Below are 22461 nucleotides of genomic sequence, written 5' to 3'. Positions count from 1 at the left end.
ATGAAAGCCATTCATATTGCTGAACCGCTATCCGTCAAGACGATTGATGCGGCGATGCCGGAACCGCAAGGGAACGAAGCTTTGATTCGGGTGAAGTCGGCGGGAATATGCGGCTCCGATATCGGCGCTTACCGGGGAGTGAACCCGCTGGTCAGCTATCCGCGCACGATCGGCCATGAAATCGCGGGAGAAGTTGTCTCCATCCCTCCGAACGGCAAAGGGATTCGTCCGGGAGACAAAGTTATCGTGGATCCTTATTTATACTGCGGCCAATGTTATCCCTGCACAATCGGCAGAACGAACTGCTGCGAGCGCTTGCAGGTGCTGGGCGTGCACGTAGACGGAGGCATGTCGGATTACTTCTGCCATCCGGTCGACATGTTGGTGAAGGCGCCGGACGACATGGCTTGGGATATCATGTGTATGGCGGAGCCGTTGACTATAGCCTTGCACGGCCTGCATCGCACCCGTCTGCGGCAGGGCGAGCATATCGCCATTATCGGAGCGGGAGCGATCGGTCTTCTTGCCGCGATGGCCGCCATCCAATACGGCGCGGTTCCGATCGTCATCGACATCGTGCAAGCGAGGTTGGAGCAAGCGCGCGCCATGGGCGTTCAGCATGTCGTAAATTCATCGTCGGAGAACGCCGAGGAGGCGATTCGACGTATAACCTGCGGCAGAAAAGCCGAAGTTGTACTCGAGGCTTCCGGTGCAAACGCAGCTGTCAGGATGACGCTCGACCTTGTCTCCCATGCAGGGAGAATCGGGCTTACCGGATGGCCTAAGCAGGAGACGCCGCTGCCTACGGATTGGATTACGAGAAAAGAAGTCGATATCGTCGGATGTCGTACGAGCGCCGGAGAGTTCGAGGAAGCTGTCGAGCTTATCCATTCTCGCAAGGTGGATGTTCGCAAGCTCATTACCGCGACCGTTCCTATGGATGAAGCCGCACGGACCATACAAGAGATCGAGCGCAACCCGGATCGTTATCTCAAGGTGATCGTTATGCTTTAGCTCATGATACAATAGGCACAATAAGGGGTGAGCTGGTTGTTTAATAGGAATGGGACAAGAATCGCATGCACTGTTTTGCCGCTGGCCGCCGCTTGGCTTGCTTTGGCAGGCTGCGCGATCGGGCCAGACGGTCAAGCGGCAGATCCATCCGTCGCAGGCGAACATCGCATTACCGTATCGATGTACGACCGGGGCAACATTCCCGAAGAGATGGGAACTCCCACGCAGAACATGTGGGTAGACTGGGTGCGGGACAACTCGGGCATCGATGTCGAATACGTCGCCATTCCACGGGGGGAGTCGGTGCCCAAGTTCAATATTTTATTGGCGTCGAACGAAGCTCCCGATCTCATTACAGAGTACGATTCGGAGTTTATCCATAAACTGTACAACCAGAAACAGATCATGCCGATAGACGAATTGATCGAGACCTACAGTACCGAATATAAGCAAGTGCTCGAGAAATTTCCGATCCTGAAGAAGCTGTCCACGCAACCCGATGGGCATATGTATGCCGTGGGAAGGGTGCAGGGGTATTTCCCGTTCACGTATTTGTTCATTCGGGAGGATTGGCTGGATAAGCTGGAGCTTGACGCGCCGCGCACGACGGAAGAGCTGCTTCGGATCGCGATCGCGTTCGCGAAGCAGGATCCGGACGGCAACGGGTTGGACGATACGCAGGGCATCAACATGAGCGGATTCGCGCCCGATGTGATCAACAGCATGTTCCAGAATACGAGCTGGGTACTGGAGGACGGAGAGATCGTACGCGATTGGGAACGGGCGCAAGCGGCGCTGCAGTTCAAAAAAGCATTGTTCGATGCGGATGCGATTGACAGGGATTATCTGACGGACAAAAATGGAAGAAAGGCGGAGCAGGATTTCTTAAAGGGCAAAATCGGACTTTACGCGTTCGCCGGAAACGCCAAGGAGATCTACGATGCATATGCGCGGCTTCGCAGCAACGTCCCGGAAGCCGTTATTGCGCCGATCGCGTTGCCCGCAAGTCCCTTCGGACAATTCAGTGCGCAATTTAATCCCCCCTTCCAGCTTAGCGGCGTTATCAATGCTAAGGCGAACGATCCGGTCAGCGTCATCCGATATATCGACTTCATGAGCAAGGAAACGACGGAAGCAACGTTTAAGTACGGACTCGAAGGCGTGCATTACCGGCTGGACAATGGCGTTCCGGTGACGATCGACAAGGACAAGTACGACAAAGAGGTGTCATGGCTCGGCGACTTCCGCACAATCGGGCCGCAATACCATACGACTGAATTCGAGAAGTACAAGCAGGATCTGGATCTGAACAAGCCGTTCGACCGGGAAGTGGATGACCTGCTGAACGAAGCGCTCGGGCTGTATATCAGTCCCGAACGTCCATACGCGGGATTTACGCTTGATCGGTATATGCCCGCATTGCCGAATGAGATCGAATTTATTGATTCCAATGCCGAACGCGCCATTCTCGATATATGGAATCGGGCGATTCTAGGCGGCGAAGCCTATTCGGCCGAACAAGCCGTGCAAGATGCCCGCAAGGCCTGGGAGGACGGGGACGGGGCTCAGGTGGAGCAATGGTACAGGGACTGGTACAAGGAGAATAAAGACAAGTGGGTATTCACGGAAGACCTGTACGATGTCCGAATTCGCTCCGAGTTCGGAAAATAAGAGGATTCTCGCAACATCAAGCGCTGTTATCGTAGAAAAACCGATGCCTTACCAAGAATTTTCTGTTCAACGAATCGCCGCAAGTCATGTGATTGGTATCACAACCTTTCATTGCAATGGTTCATTATAATGAAGACGAACCTAATGAATGAAGGGGATGAATCGTATGATAACCGTAATTCAAAGCGAACAGCGGGTTGGTGATATCGTCGCGCAATATACTCAAGCAAGCAACGTTTTTAAGGAGCTCGGCATCGATTTCTGTTGCGGAGGCAAACAAACCTTATCCGATGCGGTTCGAAAGAGGAGACTCGACGAGGAAGAGGTTTTGTTTCAACTTAACAAGGTTTGCACCGAGTCGAGGCCAGCATGGCCTTTGGATTGGAAGCAGGATGCTCGGAAATTGACGAAATTAACCGAGCATATCATTCTTCAACATCATGATTTTCTACGCACAGAGCTTCCTGTTTTACGTGATTTCGTCAATAAGGTTGCTCGGGTGCACGGCGAGGTTCATCCGGAATTGAAAGAGCTGCAAGTCTTATATCATCAATTAAGCGCGGAACTGCTGGAGCATCTGAACAAGGAGGAGCAGCAATTGTTCCCCGCGATCCGCAAGGCCGAAGAAGAGGGATCGGCGAGCGCGCTTCTAGCTGCACTTCAAATATTGGATACTCTTGAGGCTGAGCACGACGAGGCTGGGGACCTGCTTAGCCGCATGCGCGAGACAACAAAGGGCTATATGCTTCCAGAGGAGGCGTGCATGACGTATACCATTACGTTCCGTAAATTGGAGGAGCTGGAGAGCGATATGTTTACCCATGTACATCTGGAGAACAATTTGTTATTTCCTGCTCTTGCCGAATTAAGATAGTCGTGAATGAACAGAACCCCTTACGCTGCTTCTTGAACAAGGAACAAGCCTCTTCTCGCGGGAAGAGGCTTGTTCGATTTGGCGATAAATCCTCCCTCTAAACGCGGTCGCGCATCTCTGAAGGCCCTCGATAGAGGATTTCGCATAATGCATTCATTCTACAATGACCGGCTTGACTTCCGTAAAGGAGCGTTCCATCGCCAAAGCGAGGCGAACATCGGCTAATGCTTCGGTCAAGGAGTAGAAGGAGACGCCTTGCCGCAGGTAGGTATCCATCTTGACCAGTGCCTCTGCTACGCCGATCTCCTCGTCGGAGAGCGGATAAGGGCTGAACGGGTTTCGATACAGGACATTCGCTCCCACTCTGATCTCGAGCAGCGACAGCGGCGACAAGCTGCCCTCCTGTCCGTTCTGCACGCGTTCGAGGCTTAAGGATTCGAACAGGCCGGGCCCCGTCTTACGCACGAGGGCATTGTCCCGGATTTCGCCCAGCGTACCGCGAATCAAGATTCGATTGGCACGAATCTGCGAGAAATATTGCGAACGCGAGAAGTCCAGTACGGCGCTTTTGCCCGAGCTGAAGCGAAAGATAGCGATCTCTTGCACCTCTTCGCCTTCTCTGTCATCCGGAACGGTCTGATCCCGATAGGGGACATCGCCGATGGGCATGCTGAATCGTCTGCCAATGATCTCGCAAGACTGTGCCGGTTCGATGGACAACCACTTCCGAATCAGGCTGACGCCATGATAACCATGACCAGCGGATACTTGCACGTGATGCACGTCGCCGATGGCGCCGGACTGCAAGCAGGCGGTGCGGGCTTGATGATGAGGCTGCAGCGGGTATTGCTCGGCAACCTGAATGCGGGCGTCCGACGCTGCGATCGCCGTCAGTTGATCGAATTCGGTCATGTTCGTTGCAGGCGGCGTTTCGGCCAGCACGGGAATTTCCGCTTGAGAAAGCTCCGAGAGCCAGGCGGGGACGCCGTTTTTGGACACGGCGAGTACGAGAAAGTCGCTGTCCCTCGCCAATTCATCGGCAGAGCGGTAGACGGCGACATTCCACTTGGCTAACAGCTCTTCGTATTTCTCGGGATGACGCAGCAGGATGCCGCTCACGCGGAACCGATGGGGCAGCATGGCTGCAATGCGGAGGTAAAAGGTTGCCCGCCATCCGCCTCCAATTAAGCCGAACGTAATTACAGGTAGCATAATGATTCCTCTTATTCGTTATATTTGTTCCTCTATTCAATACATGCAATCCTCATCCCACAAATCAACGGCCTATCTGCCACCACTTCTCACAAATTAATACCTGTTTTCCTCCGCTTCCCACATTTCCACCACCTGTTTGCCTCCACTTCCCACAATTCGACCGCTTATTTGTCTCCGCGTCTCAGCAGTCGTCGGCAACGATATGCCCCTTTGCGTATTGTTTGGGCGTGACGCCATAAGTTCGCTTGAACATACGGATAAAATAGCTGGCGTCCATCCCCAGCTTGTCGGCGACGCGATCCACCGTTATCCCCGGATAATCCTGAAATAATTGCACCGAGCGCCGCATGCGCAGCTGCAGCACATACTGTTGCGGAGTCATGCCATAGTTGGCCACGAACAGCCGGTGAAAATGCTGAACAGAGTAGCCGGCGGCTCTGGCCACGTTGGACAGCAGCAATCGTTCGCCATAATGATCGTGGATAAGCTTGACGGCGGCTTGCAGGGCGGGATTGGGCTGATCTGTCGGGTAGATCTTTTTGGTCGATTGCGCAGCGGGATGATGCCCCTCCATAAAGGTGAGCAGCAGGTCGTACAGACGACGTGAAGCCTCGTAGGCATGCTCGCCGCCTTTGTTGATCGTATGCCAGATGCCCTCGAGCTGCAGCCAAAGCTCGTTGAAGTTAGGCGCTTCTCCCGCAAACAATACGAGATCGTCCATTTGCGACATCAATGCGTCCGCCATGCCGCCTCCGAAGGCGACGAAGCCCAGATGCCATACTTCCTCCGATTCGTCGTCGGAGCGGTAGCGGTGGCCGGTATGAGCGGGCAGCAGCAGAGCCATGCCCTTGGACACTGTAAATGTTTTGCCGCCGAGCATACGGAATGTTCCTTGTCCACTCCGAGTCAGGAACAGCTGGTGGGCAGGATAACCGTTCTCGCGGCGATCGATTTCCTTCTGCTCATGGCTGCCGACGCAGATGACGCTAAACGGCAGACGATGCTCCAAATTGGCGTTGTCGGCAAGGAGGAAAGGCATCATTGTCCGAAATTCACCTCATGTTAAGATTAGACGATTTATTGGCAGATACGTTCTATGATTATAACGTGCCTTTGAACTAAGATCAAAGAAGGATAAGAGAATAATACGATTATGAGGTGAATATACGACATGATGATTAACAATAAGCCAATAAGTCCCAAGCTGCCCGTATTCATGCATGGAGCGGACTATAATCCCGATCAATGGCTCCATGATCCTTCCGTTTTGGAGGAGGATATCCGGCTGATGAAGCTTGCAGGCTGCAACGTAATGGCCATCGGCATTTTCTCCTGGGCATCGCTGGAGCCGAACGAAGGCGAATTCCGATTCGACTGGATGGACGGCGTCCTGGAACGTTTCAAAAATAACGGCATCTATGCCTGGATCGCCACACCGAGCGGCGCACGTCCGGCTTGGCTGTCCGCGAAGTATCCCGAGGTGCTCCGCGTGGGCGCCAATCGCGTCCGCAATCTCCACGGGATGAGACATAACCATTGTTATACGTCGCCGGTTTACCGCGAGAAAACCGCCATTATCAACCGCAAGCTGGCGGAGCGTTACGGAGATCATCCCGCCGTAATCGGCTGGCATATCTCCAACGAGTTCGGCGGCGACTGTCATTGCGATTTGTGCCAAGAGGCGTTTAGAGCGTGGCTGCAAGAGAAGTATGGCACGCTGGAAGCGCTCAATATGGCTTGGTGGACGACATTCTGGGCACACACGTATACGGATTGGAGCCAAGTGGAGTCGCCGTCGCCGCACGGGGAGAACATGGTGCATGGCCAGAATCTGGATTGGCGCAGATTCGTAACGGCTCAGACCATTGCCTTCTGCAAGCATGAGATCGATTCGGTCAAATGGGCGAACCCCGATCTGCCCGCCACGACCAACATGCATATGATCGAAGGGCTGGATTATCGCCAATTCGCGGATGTGCTGGACGTTGTATCGTGGGATGCTTACCCGACTTGGCATCAAGGGAAGGACGACGTCAAGCTGGGGGCATCCATCGGCTTTTATCACGATCTGTACCGCTCCATCCTGCGGAAGCCTTTCTTGTTGATGGAGAACACGCCGAGCCAGACAAATTGGCAAGCCGTGAGCAAGCTGAAGCAACCGGGCATGCATCGACTCTCGTCTTTGCAAGCAATCGCGCATGGCTCGGATTCCGTGCAGTACTTCCAGTGGCGGAAAAGCCGCGGCTCCAGCGAGAAGTTTCACGGCGCGGTCGTGGATCACGTTGGGCATGAGCATACGCGCGTATTCCGAGACGTGGCCGAACTGGGCGGCACACTGGCAGATATTTCTGCGGTGGCGGGCTCTTCGACGCCTGCAGAGACGGCTATTTTGTTCGATTGGGACAATCGCTGGGCGGTCAAGGATGCGCAAGGTCCGCGGAATTCGGGCCTGCATTACGAGGACACTGTGCTAGACCATCACCGCGCGTTGTGGGAGCAGGGCGTTATGACGGACGTCATCGGCAGCGGCGACGATTTCTCGCCGTATAAGCTTATCGTAGCTCCGATGCTGTACCTGTGCATGGAAGAGACAGGGCGCAAGCTGGAGGCATTTGTGGAAAATGGCGGTACGCTTGTGACGACGTATTGGTCGGGCATTGTAAACGAGCATGACCTGTGTCATCTCGGAGGTTTCCCCGGTCCGCTCCGCAAGACGCTTGGCATCTGGGCGGAAGAGATCGAAGGGCTTTATGACGAGGATCGCAACGGTCTGTCCTTGCTTGCTGGCAATACACTGGGCTTGTCAGGCAACTACGAGGCGCGCGAGATCTGCGAGCTGGTGCATGCGGAGAGCGCAGAGGTGCTGGGACATTACACGGACAGCTTCTATGCGGGACGTCCGGCGCTGACCGTTAACAAGCTGGGCCAGGGCAAAGCCTATTACATGGCGACGCGGCTGGGTGATGACTTCCTGCTCGACTTCTATAGGTCGGTTGCGGCCGAATCTGGCGCGGCTCGCGCGCTGCAGTCGGAGCTGCCAGCCGGCTTAACCGCACAACTGAGAACGGATGGGATATGGGATTATGTGTTCCTTATGAACTTCGGAGCTGAGGCGGCGGAAGTCAAGTTAGACGGCCGGGTCTACACGGACCTTGAGAGCGGCGAAGCGGAGGAATCGGTCGTCTCGCTGCAGGTAAACGGCATTCGTATGCTCAAGCGGGCGGCGGCACGAGAATAGCAGTAACAGGAGGGTTCGTGGTTGCGAACAAGCATGGCAGCCGAGTGCGCCAGAGGAGTGAGCAGCGGGAAGCAAGGAAAGTTCTTGGTCGTGAGCAAGCTTGGCGTCCGTACGCGGCCGAAGTGAGCATTGGGAAGCAAGCGAGTTGCGTGGCAGTGAGCAAGCATTGCACACGAGAGCGCCAGAGGATTGAGCGGGGGAAAGCAAAGCGAGTTCGTGGCTATGAGAGCAAGCATGGCAGCCGAGAGCGCCAGAGGAGTTAGCAGCGTGAAGCAAGGAGGTTTTAGGCTTTCAGAAGCAACCTTTGGCTCGTTCCCGGGCTACCGACGGATCGGGGTTGCTTTTGACCGGTTGAGAATCTAACGGACTCCTGCGACACTAATAGCCCATTTTACACAAGGATCAAATTCTAACGGACAAGAGCGTCGTTATATGGCCGAAACAAAGCAAAAAGCTACTCTGATGGGGTAAATAGTGGCGTGTGTGTCCGTTAGATTTTAGAAACATCGTTTAATCGAAGAATAGCGACGCTCCTGTCCGTTAGAAGGACAAACTTGCACAACGGAGCGATCGAATCGCCTGTACGGGTGATTTTGTTCACGTATAGGAATGTTGACTTATAGGAAAACATCATTTTCAGTACGTGATCGGCGAGGAGTGCTCTACAACAAGCTATTCGTGGTGATGCCGGCCGCCGGTCGTGCGCCCCGAGGGCGGACCTATTTGTCGAAGGTTCGTGCTGTAGGTCGCCGATCAGCTTTGACCATCCAAACGCATCCCTTTGAACGATATCCCATCTACTCAGGAAAATCTCTTTTAGCATTGCTGGTACTCGATATGAAGCGATCGTCCTCACTCCCCTCTGAACGATATCCCGTCTGTTCAGGCAAGAATGCGTAGTAACCTGTCCTGAATAGACGGGATATTCATCAAAGGAGGATGGCCGATAGTTAGCTCTAGAACGAATCTTCTGAGTAGCGGGGATATTCATCAAAGGAGGATCGCCGATAGTTAGCTCTAGGACGAATCTTCTGAGTAGCGGGGATATTCAACAAAGGTGGATCGTCGATAGTTAGCTCTAGGACGAATCTTCTGAGTAGTGGGGATATTCATCAAAGGTGGATCGTCGATAGTTAGTTTTGTAACGAATCTCTGAGTATTGGGGATGTTGATCCAGGCATGTGATGCGAATGTTTGTCAGAGGGGCAACTGGGCAGTATAAGTGTTTTGTTTGGCTGAAAGCAGACGAAAAAAGCCGAGAAAAAGCAATTGACAACATTTCCGTCTCTTGTTAACATTCATAAATAGTAATTATTACGAATTAACAACCGGCTAATATAGTCGTTTTTTTCGAACTAACATCGTAATAATTACGCTTAAATGAAGCGCAACCGGCTACCGGTCATAAAGCGCAAAAGGAGATCAAGAATCATGAAGAGGAAACACGGTGGGTTGATGATGTTGCTCATCCTTGCCCTGCTGGCAACGGCATGCGGAGGGAATAACGATGGAAAGGAGGGCGCCGCCGCGCCTTCAGGGGAACCGGCCCAATCGTCTCAGCATAACGATGCAGAGTCGAATCAAGGGGAAGAAGCCCCAGCAGAGGCCTGGACAATCGAAGTCACGGACGATACAGAAACCAAGCTCACGTTCGACGGGCCGGTGGAAAAAGTCGCTTGCATCGTATCCCTCTGTATTGACGTGCTGGCCGAGCTGGGCATGGAGCCGGCCGCTATCGCGGAGAGCGGTGTTCGGGTCATCGCGAGCTCGCCGGAGTTTTACGGAAGCAAGGGAGAGTCCTTCCCGTCGATTGGCGGAAGCTTTTTCGAGCCTGGCCTGGAGGATCTCGTGACGGCGGCGCCGGAGCTCGTTATTGGCCTAAAAGGCGTTCACGACACGCTGAGGGAAGGGCTGGACGGTATAGCTCCGCTCTATCTCGCCAATCCAAAAAGCTATAAAGATTCACTGGAATTCCTGGAAAAGATCGGTGAGTTGACGGGCAGAACCGATGAAGCGGCCGCCGCGAAGGCGCGTTTCATGGAGAAGCTGGAAACGGCCAAGGAGAAAAGCCCGATGGACAAGAAGGCACTCATTATTTTCGGCTCGGACGTCAACTTCTCGGTTATAACGGCAACCGGGCTTGGAGGAACCGTCATGAAGGAGTTCTCGAACTATCCATGGCAGGTGGAAAAGGCGGAGGACGATCCTTACGGAGAGGGCAGCGTGCCATATTCGCTGGAACGATTGCTTGTCGAGGATCCCGATGTCATCTTCGTCGAAAGTTATTCTTACAGCCCCGGCACGCTGCCCGTATCGGAGCAGCTCGCGGCTTCCCCGCTCTGGAGCAAGCTGAAGGCGGTGCAGAATGGGCAAGTGCATGAGGTGCGTTCGCCGATCTGGGGCGACGGGCGGGGAACCCGCTCGCTTGGCATTCTAATGGACGAGGCGCTGGCCATCCTGTATCCGGATTTATTCTAGGAGGTTCGAATATGCCAAGCGAGACTGTTGCGATCCCGAAGCCCAAAGAGAGGCGTCCCCAAAGAAGACTGCTGCCAGCAGCGCTGCTTGGCCTCTTCGCGATAGCTGCGGTCATCGCCGTCGGCTTAAAGGGAGGCAGCCCATCGCCGTCATGGGGAGAGCTGGCGGGGCTGATTTCCGGAGAAGGAGATGCTTTGGTCCGGACGATCGTAGCGGAAATTCGGCTCCCCCGTGTCGTGCTGGGGCTCATGGTAGGCGCCATGCTGGCTGTCTCCGGTACGCTGATGCAAGGAGCGATGAACAATCGGCTTGCAGGCCCGGAATTGCTGGGCTTGTCCGCCGGGGCGTCGCTTGCTGCGGCCGCGATTCTGGTGCTGAGGCTGCCCGTTCCCTACCATCTGCAGCCGCTGTGTGTCTTGGCGGGAGGGCTGGCTGGTGGCGCCGTCGTTATCATGGCCGCAAGGATCGCCCGTGGAGCGGCGGGCATGCTGTTGATCGGGATGTCGGTCACGGCGATGCTGAACGGCCTGCTTATCGTGCTGATCGCCATGGGTACCAGCAATGACGTGAATCTGTTTTATGCGTATTTGCTGGGTTCGCTCGCCAACCGCGGCTGGGAGCAAGTGCTTCGCGTGCTGCCTTGGTTCGCCGCCATGCTTCCCGTTGCGTTCGTTCTTGCGAAGCGGGTTAATCTCTTGCAGCTTGGCGACGATTCGGCTTCGGGGCTCGGCATCAACGCTGGTCTATCACGAATTGTGATCCTGCTTGCCAGCGCGATGCTATTGGCGTCGACGGTCGCCGAGTGCGGTCCAATCGGCTATGTTTCCTTGCTGGCTCCGCATTTGGCGCGAGCCGTCATACTTTCGCAGGACGCGCGTCTCGTATTGCCGGTCTCGGCGTTGATAGGAGCCGTTTTGCTCGCCTTGGCGGATCAACTGGGGCGGCTTCTGTTCGCTCCGTTGGAGCTGCCCGTCGGCGTTTGGACGACGTTGGTCGGCGGGACGGTCTTCCTGTTGATTCTGTCGAGAAAGAATGGAGGAGCATTCCATGGCGGAAAATAAGGCTATTCCCGGAATCGGTGAACGGTCAGCCCGACATTCCCGCAGATTTTGGATCGTAACCGGTGTCCTGCTTGCCATGCTGACGGCGCTCGTGCTGCTTCATCTTGCCTTCGGCCGAACGCCGCTGTCCTTGGAAGAGATAATGGCCGCACTGTCAGGAAACGGGCAGGATGGACACCGGCATATCGTCTGGAATCTGCGTCTGCCGCGGGCTCTTGTCGCCATGACGGCGGGAGGTCTTCTTGGACTTGCCGGAGCCATTCTTCAAGTCGTCATGCGGAATCCGCTCATGGAGCCGGGCTTGATCGGCGTGTCGGCAGGCGCGGTGTTGGCCGTCATATTGACGATGCCGTTCTCGTCGGCCGCGATTCCCATAAACGGACGGATGCCGATTGTCGCATTGGGAGGCGCATTGCTCTCGATTGGCATGCTTTACATGTTCAATGGGAGAACCGGCGGCAGCGGCCCGCGATTGGCGTTGATCGGCGTCGTGGCAGCTTCCGTGCTGCAGGCGGCGAACTCATTGCTTATGCTGAGACAGCAGGAGGGCTTGGCGTCCATCCTGCTGTGGTCGTTCGGTTCGCTTAACGGACGGGTATGGGCGCACTGGAACATGATATGGCCATGGGCGCTGGCGCTTGTTCCCTGCGCGCTGCTGATGGCAAGAAGGGCGGCGGTGCTGCAACTGGGCGACGAGACGGCGGTCGGGCTCGGCTTGCCCCTTTTTCGTACCCGGCTGCTCCTCTTGCTTCTTGCCGCGGCGCTGACGGCGGTATCCGTGTCTGCAGTAGGAGCCATCGGCTTCGCAGGTTTGATCGGTCCCCATATTGCGGCTAAGCTGGTCGGCCGACATCCCGTCTATCTGTTCCCCGCAAGCGTATTGTTGGCGGGAACGCTGCTGATTGCCGCGGATTGGATCGCGGGGAGCGCGACGCTCTCCTTCTCGTTGCCTGGCATGGAGCATCGTGTGACGAGCCTGCCTGCAGGCGCGGTCACGACACTGCTGGGAGCACCGTTTTTTCTTTATCTGCTGCGTTTAACGAAAAAATTAATCTAGAATTTTCAAGGATATCTCGGATAAAGGCGAGAAAAAACGATATCCACGGATCAAATGAATAAGAAGCAACTGCTGCGAGCGTTTTATTGGCTATCTTTGAATTGAAACAACCGTTTTTGAGCCGAAATGTCGTTTTACACCTGTCAATAAACGAGTTATGATCACTACATCATAAATTCGCTGAGTCTTCTTGAGGACAATGAAGAAGAGCGGGGGAACCAAACGGCGCTTATCGTTAAAGACAAGCGTCAGGGGTGAATCGGCATAACAACCGCCGTAGGGCTATCTAATGGCCCGAATCCGTCAGCTAACCTCGTAAGCGTTATTGGAATGGGTATGACTTCGGCTCGTTAAGCCGCAAGGTGCTGCCTTGCGGCTTTTTGCTGCGCAAAAAACGGCATGGGCCCGCCGGAATGCCGCAGCAGACGAAGTAGAAACCTTCCCTTCCAGCCAACCATGCACAGGGGAGATGGACGAATTGAAAAAATCAACGATAAAAAGGCTTCAGTCGGGCGGTGGCTCTAATGTTATCCGCGCTTAAACGAGTGTTGATCGGAAGACCGCTGAAGTCGACGGAGCTTGGCGAGCAGAAGTTAAACAAAACAAAAGCGCTGGCGATTCTCTCGTCGGACGCGTTGTCGTCCGTCGCATACGGCCCCGAACAAATTCTGCTTGTGTTAATGACCGTCGGCATGGCCGCGTTCTGGTATTCCATTCCGATCGGAATCGGCGTCCTGCTGCTGCTGACGGCGCTTATTCTGTCATATCGGCAAATTATATACGCCTATCCGCAAGGGGGCGGCGCTTATGTCGTCTCCAAAGAAAATCTGGGCAAGTACCCCGGCCTTATCGCCGGCGCATCTTTGTTGGTCGACTATATTTTAACGGTAGCGGTTAGCGTCTCGGCCGGAACCGATGCCATCACCTCCGCATTCCCGAGCTTGCATGCGTATACGGTGCCCATTGCCGTCGTATTCGTCATTCTGCTTACGCTGCTTAACCTGCGGGGCGTAACGGAGTCGGCGTCCGTCCTGGCCTATCCCGTATATTTGTTCGTTCTTGCATTGTTCGTTCTGATTGGAAAAGGATTGTACGACATGGCAACGGGAGCGATTCCGCAGGAATTGCATACGCCCGTAGGGACGCCGGTGGCAGGCATCGGACTTTTCCTGCTGCTGAAGGCATTCGCTTCCGGCAGCTCCGCGCTGACAGGGGTCGAAGCGATCTCCAACGCGATCCCGAACTTCAGGAAACCCGCGCCGGTCAATGCCTCCAGAACGCTTGCCGCGATGGGGATTTTGCTCGCGGTGCTATTCTCGGGCATCGTTTTGATGGCCTACGAGTACGGAATCGCGCCGATTGCGGAGGCGACGGTCGTCTCGCAGATCGCGGAGGATGCGTTCGGGCGAAACTTCATGTATTATGCCATTCAGGGAACGACGGCGCTTATCCTCATCCTGGCGGCCAATACGGGTTATTCCGCTTTTCCGATGCTCGCGGTCAATCTGGCCAAAGATAAGTTTATCCCCAGAATGTTTACGGCGAGGGGCGATCGGCTTGGTTATTCCAACGGCATCATCATGCTTGGCATTTGTTCCATCCTGCTCATCGTGCTTTTTGGCGGACATACGGAACAGTTGATTCCTCTCTACGCGGTCGGCGTATTCATCCCGTTTACGCTGTCGCAATCCGGCATGATGCGCAAATGGCTTCGCGAGAAGCCGGCCGGCTGGGGGATCAAGCTCGCGATTAACACGGTCGGCGCGGCGATCAGCTTCGTGGTGACGATGATGTTTTTCCTGACGAAGTTTCCGCAGGTATGGCCCGTGCTTGTATTCCTGCCCGTCCTGATCTGGGTGTTGCTCGGCATTAACAGGCATTACGGAGCGGTGGGCGAGCAGCTTGGCCTATCCACGGGCGAGCCGGTGGAGGTTATCGAAGGCAACGTTCTGATCCTGCCGGTGGCAGGGATCACTCATGTCGTGGAGCAATCGCTGAGCTACGCGAGATCGCTTGCCGCCAGCCAGATCATCGCGGTATACGTGCCGTTCGAGCGGGAGGAGGAAGCCGCGTTCCGGGACAAGTGGAGCAAGCTGCATCCGGACGTCAGGCTCGTCACCTTGCATTCGCCGTACCGGAGCATCATACAGCCGCTCATGAAGTTTATCGACGTCGTGGACCGCAAGGCTAAGGAAAATCATTACCAGGTGACGGTCATCATTCCCCAATTCATACCGAAGAAGGGCTGGCATAACTTCCTGCATAACCAGACCAGCTTCTACATCCGGACCCGTCTTTTGTATCAGAAGGACGTGATCGTCACGACCGTTCCTTACCATCTGAAAAAATAACTTTGCCGTCCCGCAAAAAGAACCCCCGGAATCGAGCAAGCCGAGCTTGCCGTTTCCGGGGGTATTTCTGTTGGCTGACATGCGCCTATTCGTTGATGACGAGTCGGCCCCGAATCAGCTTCCGCTCGTAGCTTGCCGTTGGATGGAGGATACGCCAAAGCAATTGGTCCACGGCTCTTACGCCCAGGATCTCTTCCTCGACGTTGACCGTTGCGACCGTCACGCCGGCATGAGAGTTGTCGAAGCCGGTAAAGACGACGCCTTCGCTGGATGGATCAAGTTCCTTCACCGCTTTGGCTAACAAGCTTGCGTAATAATCGTTGGCGCAGACGAAAACCTGAGGGAGCGGTCTTGTCGCAAATGCTTCTCGCAGCGACTCGTCGCAGCCCTCGTATTCATACTGGAGCAGAGCCGGAATCTGATGCTGGGGAAGCCCGGCATCCATCAGTGCGGCATTAAAACCAAGCCAGCGCTCATAGAAGCTATAGGCATCGGCGATTTTGCCGACGAATTGATACTCCCGATATCCTTTGCCGAGCATCGTCGACATGATTTCAGTTATGCCGGCCAGATTGTCGGAGAAGATACTGTCGCATGGGAAGCCCTTGTCCCAATGGTCGACCATAACAACGGGCTTGCCGAGGCGACGGCATTCGTGGAGGATGGGCGATGCGATGCTTCCGACGGCAAGCACCCCGATGATGGCTTCCGGGTTCAACAGCGAGAATAACGAGTGGATGTCGGGTTTGACCAGCGTAACAAAATGAATGCCCTTCTGGTTCAACGCGGCTGATATCCCTTCGAACAGCGGCCCCCAGTAAGCGGATTCCGGATTCTGCGACCTTACGTCCGGGAAGAGGACAAGCAACGTTCCCGTCCATTGACGTCGTTCCTCCTCCGCTTGCGTTTGCTCGTCGCGTCGCCGGGGCGTTACAGGGGGGGATATTTCCTTTCGGTAGCCAAGCTCCGCCGCCTTCTGCAAAATCAGCTCTCTGGATTGCGCGCTTACGCCGGACTTGCCGGCTAGCGCGCGCGATACGGCATATTTGGACAAGCCGACGCTGTCGGCGATTTCTTGCATCGTTATTTTGGCTCGCATTAGACTTCTCCTCGATGTTTAATGGGAATCCGGGATTGTTTATTTAAACGTAAAATCTAACAGACACACGCGACGCTATTTGTCCAATTTTTAACCTCAAACAAATCTAACAGACAGGAGGGACACTATTGGGTCGTAACGGAGCCAATATGCGCGATGATGATGCCAATAAGGTCGAGTATGTCCGTTAGATTTTCGAAAACCTAAAAAATCGAAGAATAGCGTCATTTATGTCCGTTAGGCTGCGATAAAACTTGAGGTCATTCAGCAACAAATAGTCTGCGCTAAGTGTAGCACTGAACGCCGGAAAATCGCAACCATGGGAAATAGATAATCCTAACAAAACCTAACGAAATACCGATTGACCATAAAATTAGGATTTGTTATCATTTGTTATGAACATGTTGATAGGTAAATGATGCAAGGAACAGAAAAAGCGATGACAGCAATCAGCACTCAGTACTCAGTACTCAGTACTCAACATATAGCGAGGAGAGGATATTATGAATAGATCTGTAACAACAAGCCAAGTAGGGCAAGAGACCGTGCAAACAGCGCTGAAGGATTGGAAGTTCAAGGCTTGCCGGGAATCGGAGTGGCTGCAGGCCGTTGTGCCGGGCTGCGTGCATACCGACCTTCGCCGCAACGGCATTATCGAAGATCCTTTTTATGCGACGAATGAACATGATCTGCAATGGATCGACAAGCTGGACTGGGAATACGAGACGGTTTTCGATCTGACGGAAGATCTGCTGGCGATGTCCGTGCTGGAGCTTGTTTTCGACGGATTGGATACGTATGCGGACGTCACGTTTAACGGCAAGCTGATCTTGTCCGTCAACAATATGTTCCGCTCCTGGCGAGCGGATGTAAAGGGATTGGCGAAGCCGAGCGGCAATCAGCTTCATATCCGCTTCCGCTCGCCGGTGACGGAGGATCTGCCGAAGATCGAGCGTCTGGGCTATAATTTGCCGGCAAGCAATGATCAGTCCGAGCTGGGCGGTCTCGGCGAAGACAAGATTAGCGTATTCGCAAGAAAAGCGCCCTATCATTACGGATGGGACTGGGGCCCCCGCTTTGTCACCAGCGGCATCTGGCGCGAGGTTCGCGTTGTGGGCTGGAACGATATCCGTGTGAACGACGTGTTCGTAAACCAGGAGCAAATATCGGCGGAAGCCGCCAAGCTGACCGTGGAAGTGGAGCTGGAGAGCGTCCGCGGCGCCGAAGGCAGCGTAAAGATTACCGCAGGAGGCGCGGAATGGAGTCTTGCGGTCAACCTTCAGCTTGGCGTTACTGTCGTGAAGGTTCCCGTGGAGATCGCGGAGCCGAAGCTGTGGTGGAGCAGGGGGCTGGGCGAGGCTCATTTGTACCATTTCCGTGCCACGTTTACGGAAGCGGGATCGTCGGAACCAATTGCCGAGAAGGCGGTTCGCACGGGCCTGCGATCCGTTCGTTTGGTTCGCGAGAAGGACGAGGCGGGAGGCACGTTTTATTTTGAGCTGAACGGGGTTCCGGTGTTCGCCAAGGGCGCCAATCATATTCCGAACGACAGCTTCCTGACGGAAATCACGGAGGAGCGCTACAGACACGAGATTGCCTCGGCGGCTGAGTCGAACATGAATATGCTCCGCATATGGGGCGGAGGGATCTACGAGCAGCCCGCCTTCTATGAGCTATGCGACGAATACGGCATTATGGTATGGCAGGACTTTATGTTCGCATGCAGCATGTATCCCTGGGACGAACCGTTTCTCGAGAGCGTAAAGCTGGAGGCGCGGGAGAATGTGAAGAAGCTGCGCAATCATCCTTCCATCGTTCTCTGGTGCGGCAACAACGAGATCGATTCGGCTTGGTCGCAATATGACGAGACGGGCGGCTGGGGCTGGAAGCAAAGTTATACGGCGGAGCAGCGCGGAGACATCTGGGCGGGATATGAGAGCATCTTCCACCGGATTTTGCCGGAAGTCGTTAACGAGCTGGCTCCAGGCGCCGATTATTGGCCGTCCTCGCCGATGATCGATCTGACTGGGGATATTGGCCAACATGCTCATCCGCTGTCTACGGAAGGCGATATCCACTATTGGGGCGTTTGGCATTCCGTCGAGCCATTCGAGAATTATAACGTCAAGGTCGGCCGCTTTATGAGCGAATACGGTTTCCAGTCGTTCCCGGAATACGACAGCGTGCGGACGTTTGCAGAAGAGGTCGACATGGAGCTGGAATCCAAGGTCATGCTGGCGCATCAGAAAAATGGCAACGGGAACAGGCTCATCAAGGAATATATGGATATCTACATGAACGAACCCAAGGATTTCCCTTCGTTCCTGTATATGAGCCAGGTGCTTCAAGCCGAGGCGATGAAGACGGCGATCGAGGCCCATCGCAAGCGGATGCCTTATTGCATGGGGACGCTCTACTGGCAGATGAACGATTGCTGGCCGGTCGCCTCATGGGCGGGCATGGACTATTACGGCAAATGGAAGGCGCTGCAGTATTATGCTAAAACAAGCTTCGCCGACACGATTCTGTCGTTCGACCGCTCCGAGGGGGGCGAGCTTCGCGTCTATGCGATCTCGGATTCATTGACTCCGGCGGAAGGAGAGCTGCGATTGACGTTGCATGCTTTCGACGGCGAGATTCTTGCGCAAGAGACGCTGGAGGCGACGGTCGGAGCCAACACGTCGACGCTTGTATATGCGGCAGACGAAGCGAAGTGGCTTGACGGCCGCGACGCGGGCAGCATCGTTCTTGTCGCGGAGCTTGTCCAAGGCTATGTGACGATCAGCCGGAAGGAGCATTATTTCGCTTACGCCAAAGGGCTGAAGCTGGGAGCGGCCGCCGTCGTTGTGACGGAGGTGGAAGGCAGCGGAGGGACATGCTTCCTCGTCTCCTCGAACGTGCTGGCGAAGCAGGTATGGCTGCGCGCCGAGCGGGAGGGCCGCTTCTCCGACAACTTCTTCGACGTCGTGCCGGGCAAGCCGATCGAGGTGGAATTCCAGCATCGCGCGCCGGGTCAGGCATTCAGTGTCCCGGCTGCGGCCGGACTCGTAACCGTTACTTCGATGATCGACTACTTGGCTTAGAGCAACGTGGAAATAGCGGGCGTCATCGATTTTTAGAGGTAGAGAGGTAGAGAGAGATAGATAGAGATAGATAGAGAGAGAGTATAGAGGTAGAAATGGAGCAGTGCTTGGCAGGCACTGTTCCATCTCTTTTTTTTTGGAAATTATGCAATCCTTGAAAAATCTAACAGATCCCAGTGGCATTTTTTGCCTTTGATGAAGCCTAAAACTAAGCATTATTCGTCCTCGCTACTAGCCTGTTCTGCCCCCCCCGGCTCAGCACAATAAAGCGGATAATTCCGCTATAAAAGTCCAATCGCTTCCGGCTCAGCACAATAAAGCGGATAATTCCGCTATAAAAGTCCAATCGCCCCCGGCTCAGCACAATAAAGCGGATAATTCCGCTATAAAAGCCCAATCGCCCCCGGCTCAGCACAATAAAGCGGATAATTCCGCTATAAGAGTCCAATCGCCTCCAACTCAGCCCAATAAAGCGGATAATTCCGCTATAAAAGTCCAATCGCCCCCGGCTCAGCATAATAAGGCGGATAATTCCGCTATAAGGTCGGATGATGAGGATGTGGCTGGTTTTGTCGATTGTATTCTTGTTGACTAGGAGCTTGAGAAGCTATGCGTAACCTCAAACTACAGATAATGACGATGTAGCTGCCTTTTGAACGTAGGTTTTAGATGGCGAGCTCCAATCTTTTTCTCTTGGCAACGAAAAATAGAGAAGCTAGTATATAAACAAATGAAAGGGGAGGAAGGGGCCGTGGGATGATCAGGAGCAGAATAGTGAAAATATCCAATATGTCAATATTTTACAAAATATTGGTTACTTTTCTTTGTATTATGACACCATTGTTTGCGCTGGGCCTGCTTGTCAATGAATTGGGTAAATCGGAAGTCAAACGTCAAATCTCAAATTCCATCTCCATGAACACCCACTATTATTTCAAATCGCTTGAGGAAGAGCTGGAGCGGATCATACTTGCCCAGCAGCAATTTATCAATGACGAGGATCTAATCCAGCTTAGCTTCGAAACGCCCGTTCTGACGGAATATCAACGGACGCGAGCGATTAACCAATTGGTTAAAAGGCTGCATGTCCTCAAGGATTCAAGCGGCTACATCCAGGATGTCAGCCTGTATATTAAAGCGATTGACAGTACCCTTATGACCTCCAATCGCTCAACCGGCGATTTGTCCCCAGCCCAGGAAGCAGAGGAAATCGTAGAGGCGACGCGTCTGAGCGGTTCCCCGATGACGTGGTGGAAAGACCGCCTGTATTTGAATTTGCATTTGTCGCCGCTGAGAGCGCTTGCAGCAACCGGACAACAGGCGCATTTCGTGCAAAATATCGAGCTATCCACCGATGCGCTGCGCAAAGCGTTGGCTGCCTTTCCGCAGGAAGGCGCTGCCATATTGGTCAACGAGCATTGGCAAATTCATAACGACAGATACACCGCGCAGCTCCAGCCGATGCTGGAACAATTGGCCCCGTATATTGCCCAAGAGGATCATTTTACCCGCCCAGTCAAAATCGGCAGCGACACGTATCTCGCGGTCTATGAAAAATCGTATTTCCTGGATACAGCGCTGCTGTTCTATTTTCCGGAAAATATCATTGTCGGACAGCTTAAAAACTACGGCTTATGGTCCTGGCTGCTCATTGGCTGCTCGCTGGTCATCGTCATCCTGTTCTCGTACGGCATCTACTTGCTGATCCACCGCCCGATGCAGCTATTGGTCAAACGGTTCCGAAGCGTGGAGGAAGGGAATTTGCAGATTGCAGCGCCGCTTCATCGGGGCGACGAGTTCGGGTACCTGTTTAACCGGTTTGATCGGACGGTTCAACGGCTGAGCCAATTGATCGACGAACTGTACGTCCAGAAAATCCGCCTGCAGCAGTCCGAGCTAAAGCAACTGCAAATGCAGATCGCCCCTCATTTTTTGTACAACAGCTTTTTTACGCTGCAGCATTTGATTCGGAATGATGAAAATGAGGCGGCCCAGCGGGTCGCGCGGAATTTGGGCGATTACTTTCGGTATATTACACGCAACGGCTTGGAGGAGGTCAGTCTGGGCGAGGAGTTCAAGCATGTATGCGCCTACGTGGAAATCCAGAAGATGAGATTTGCCAACCGGATCGCGGTGGAGGCGGATGAATTGCCCTTCTCCTTGCAGACGCTGCCCGTTCCGAGACTCATTTTGCAGCCCGTAGTAGAAAACTCTTTTGAGCATGGTTTGGATCATGTGGTGGCAGAGGGGAAGCTCAGCTTGCGCTTCGAGCTACGCAAGGACCAATTGGCTTTTATCGTCGAAGATAACGGCACAGGAATGGATCAAATCGAATTAGCCGGGCTTGTCCGCAAGCTGACGCTTGGCGAAGAGATGGAGACGACCGGACTGATCAATATCCACCGCAGGCTGAAGTTGAGGTACGGAGAGCGGGGAGGCATTGAAGTGAGTCGCAGCTTGCTGGGAGGACTGCGCGTAGAGCTCTTTATTCCAATCGAAGGGGAGAATGACGATGTATCGAGTGCTGATCATAGATGACGAGCCGATGATTGTCGAAAGTCTGGAGCAGACGCTGCGGGAGGAGAAGCAGTGGGAGCTGACGATTTATCAGGCGTTTAATGTGTACGATGCGCTGGATTGCATGGGGCAGAACCGGGTGGATATCGTCTTGTCCGATATCCGAATGCCAGGCATGAGCGGCATCGAGCTGCATCAGCGCATCAAGTCGAGCTGGCCGCGCTGCCGGTTTATCTTTGTGACGGGATACAACGAATTCCACTATGCCCGAGATGCTATTCGTACAGGCGGGGTGGTCGATTATGTGCTTAAGAACGAGGACAGCGGCGTTATCGTGGAGGCCGTCCGGAAGGCGATTGCCGAACTGGATGAGCTGGAGGACCGGAGCAGCTACTTGCATCACGTGCAGGGCAAGCTCCATGTAGCGCTCGCCGCACTGCGCAAAGATACGATGTTCGAGCTGATGCGAAGCTTGCCCGCCGATCCGGTCGTCGTCAAGGGCAAGCTCGAAGCGGCGGAAATCGGCTTGACGCCATCGGAACCGCTGCTTGTGGCCATCGGGAGGCTGGATCCCCTCGATGCCGACTGGAGCGAGGCGGACTGGGAATTGCTGATGTTTGCGTGCCAAAATATTGCGGAGGAATATTTGGATCCCACGATCGTTCATGCAACCGTGCAATACAGTCGCCATCAATTTATTTGGTTTATGCAGTCCAAAGGGGAGGCGGATTCGCATGCGTGGAAGCATCTTGCCTCGCGGGCGTACGACATCATGGAGGCCGTGCAGGAGACATGCAGGAGAC

Annotated in this window: 14 protein-coding genes and 1 riboswitch; of the genes, 11 read left to right on the top strand and 3 right to left on the bottom strand. The window is 54.3% G+C overall.

Translation table 11 applies throughout. From position 1 onward, the window contains the following. From PAT3040_RS32745 to ric, 3 genes are all read left to right on the top strand, one after another. Complete coding sequence (locus tag PAT3040_RS32745; protein ID WP_108995966.1) at window positions 1–1014, top strand: alcohol dehydrogenase catalytic domain-containing protein; 1014 nt, start codon at window positions 1–3, stop codon at window positions 1012–1014. A gap of 36 nt (window positions 1015–1050) precedes the next feature. Beyond that, a complete protein-coding gene (locus tag PAT3040_RS32740; RefSeq protein ID WP_108995965.1) occupies window positions 1051–2685 on the top strand; it encodes an extracellular solute-binding protein in 1635 nt (544 codons plus the stop codon). Between the two features lie 166 nt (window positions 2686–2851). Next, entirely contained in the window at window positions 2852–3559 is a 708-nt protein-coding gene (gene ric, locus PAT3040_RS32735; RefSeq protein WP_108995964.1) for an iron-sulfur cluster repair di-iron protein, read from the top strand. A 153-nt stretch (window positions 3560–3712) separates the two neighbouring features. On the opposite strand, the gene PAT3040_RS32730 is transcribed toward ric, so the two are convergent. Continuing rightward, a complete protein-coding gene (locus PAT3040_RS32730) occupies window positions 3713–4771 on the bottom strand; it encodes a Gfo/Idh/MocA family protein (RefSeq protein WP_108995963.1) in 1059 nt (352 codons plus the stop codon). Between the two features lie 184 nt (window positions 4772–4955). After that, window positions 4956–5816 (bottom strand): AraC family transcriptional regulator, encoded by an 861-nt coding sequence (locus PAT3040_RS32725; RefSeq protein WP_108995962.1) that lies wholly within the window; start codon window positions 5814–5816, stop codon window positions 4956–4958. Between the two features lie 129 nt (window positions 5817–5945). Here PAT3040_RS32725 and PAT3040_RS32720 point away from each other — a divergent pair, with 129 nt between their 5' ends. From PAT3040_RS32720 to kimA, 5 genes are all read left to right on the top strand, one after another. Next, window positions 5946–8012, top strand: a complete 2067-nt coding sequence (locus tag PAT3040_RS32720; protein WP_108995961.1) for a beta-galactosidase — start codon at window positions 5946–5948, stop codon at window positions 8010–8012. Window positions 8013–9443: 1431 nt separating this feature from the next. Continuing rightward, the gene (locus PAT3040_RS32710; protein WP_108995959.1) at window positions 9444–10490 is read left to right on the top strand and encodes an ABC transporter substrate-binding protein; all 1047 of its coding nucleotides are present in this window, start codon (window positions 9444–9446) and stop codon (window positions 10488–10490) included. Window positions 10491–10501: 11 nt separating this feature from the next. Continuing rightward, on the top strand, window positions 10502–11551 hold the full coding sequence (locus PAT3040_RS32705; RefSeq protein ID WP_108995958.1) for a FecCD family ABC transporter permease: 1050 nt from the start codon (window positions 10502–10504) through the stop codon (window positions 11549–11551). Continuing rightward, complete coding sequence (locus PAT3040_RS32700; protein ID WP_108995957.1) at window positions 11538–12608, top strand: FecCD family ABC transporter permease; 1071 nt, start codon at window positions 11538–11540, stop codon at window positions 12606–12608. The genes PAT3040_RS32705 and PAT3040_RS32700 overlap by 14 nt, the downstream gene beginning before the upstream one ends. Window positions 12609–12776: 168 nt before the next feature. Then, a riboswitch (cyclic di-AMP (ydaO/yuaA leader) is annotated at window positions 12777–12945 on the top strand. A gap of 187 nt (window positions 12946–13132) precedes the next feature. After that, entirely contained in the window at window positions 13133–14959 is a 1827-nt protein-coding gene (kimA, locus tag PAT3040_RS32695) for a potassium transporter KimA (protein ID WP_108995956.1), read from the top strand. A gap of 85 nt (window positions 14960–15044) precedes the next feature. Here the strand turns inward: kimA and PAT3040_RS32690 are convergent, their stop codons facing one another. After that, complete coding sequence (locus PAT3040_RS32690) at window positions 15045–16058, bottom strand: LacI family DNA-binding transcriptional regulator (protein ID WP_108995955.1); 1014 nt, start codon at window positions 16056–16058, stop codon at window positions 15045–15047. A 503-nt stretch (window positions 16059–16561) separates the two neighbouring features. Here PAT3040_RS32690 and PAT3040_RS32685 point away from each other — a divergent pair. The 3 genes from PAT3040_RS32685 to PAT3040_RS32670 form a co-directional block, all read left to right on the top strand. Beyond that, window positions 16562–19141, top strand: a complete 2580-nt coding sequence (locus PAT3040_RS32685; RefSeq protein ID WP_108995954.1) for a beta-mannosidase — start codon at window positions 16562–16564, stop codon at window positions 19139–19141. A 774-nt stretch (window positions 19142–19915) separates the two neighbouring features. Beyond that, on the top strand, window positions 19916–21679 hold the full coding sequence (locus tag PAT3040_RS32675; protein ID WP_181376985.1) for a sensor histidine kinase: 1764 nt from the start codon (window positions 19916–19918) through the stop codon (window positions 21677–21679). Continuing rightward, window positions 21654–22461 (top strand): response regulator (locus PAT3040_RS32670; RefSeq protein WP_181376984.1); only part of this gene is annotated, 808 nt, incomplete at its 3' end. The genes PAT3040_RS32675 and PAT3040_RS32670, both read left to right, overlap by 26 nt.

The organism is Paenibacillus agaridevorans (genome assembly GCF_003112455.1).
Lineage (GTDB): Bacteria > Bacillota > Bacilli > Paenibacillales > Paenibacillaceae > Pristimantibacillus > Pristimantibacillus agaridevorans.
This window is presented reverse-complemented; position numbering and strand designations above follow the sequence as displayed.